Below are 838 nucleotides of genomic sequence, written 5' to 3' on the forward strand. Positions count from 1 at the left end.
AGTGCTTCCATGAGCGCTTCAACGAGTGCGAGTGAGTCAGCAAGTACGTCCGCGTCAATGAGCGCTTCAACAAGTGCTAGCGAATCCGCAAGTACTTCAGCGTCGATGAGTGCGTCAACAAGCGCTAGCGAATCCGCAAGTACGTCAGCCTCAATGAGCGCATCGACAAGTGCCAGCGAATCCGCAAGTACATCCGCGTCCATGAGCGCTTCAACGAGTGCGTCTGAATCAGCAAGTACGTCCGCGTCACAGAGCGCCTCAACAAGTGCATCTGAATCAGCAAGTACGTCCGCGTCAATGAGTGCTTCAACTAGCGCCAGTGAATCTGCAAGCACCAGTGCGTCGATGAGTGCCTCAACCAGCGCGAGTGAATCAGCCAGCACCTCAGCGTCGATGAGCGCTTCAACCAGTGCGTCTGAATCAGCAAGTACGTCAGCGTCACAGAGTGCCTCAACTAGCGCATCAGAATCCGCAAGTACGTCAGCATCGATGAGTGCCTCAACAAGTGCATCAGAGTCCGCAAGTACCAGTGCGTCGATGAGCGCTTCAACAAGTGCTAGCGAATCAGCAAGTACGTCGGCTTCCATGAGCGCTTCAACAAGTGCGAGTGAATCCGCAAGTACAAGTGCATCGCAAAGTGCTTCAACAAGTGCAAGTGAGTCGGCAAGTACGTCGGCTTCCATGAGTGCCTCAACAAGTGCATCAGAATCAGCCAGCACTTCAGCATCCATGAGTGCCTCAACAAGTGCGAGCGAGTCCGCAAGTACCAGTGCCTCACAGAGTGCATCAACGAGTGCAAGCGAATCCGCAAGTACAAGTGCATCGATGAGCGCCTCAA

The 838-nt window shown here is 53.9% G+C and carries 1 protein-coding gene; it reads right to left on the reverse strand.

Annotated features, from left to right (window positions below):
• Window positions 1-838 (reverse strand): hypothetical protein (locus HMPREF2697_RS10600; RefSeq protein ID WP_306806828.1); only part of this gene is annotated, 838 nt, incomplete at both ends.

The sequence above is a fragment of the Streptococcus sp. HMSC064D12 genome (assembly GCF_001837205.1).
GTDB lineage: Bacteria > Bacillota > Bacilli > Lactobacillales > Streptococcaceae > Streptococcus > Streptococcus salivarius_D.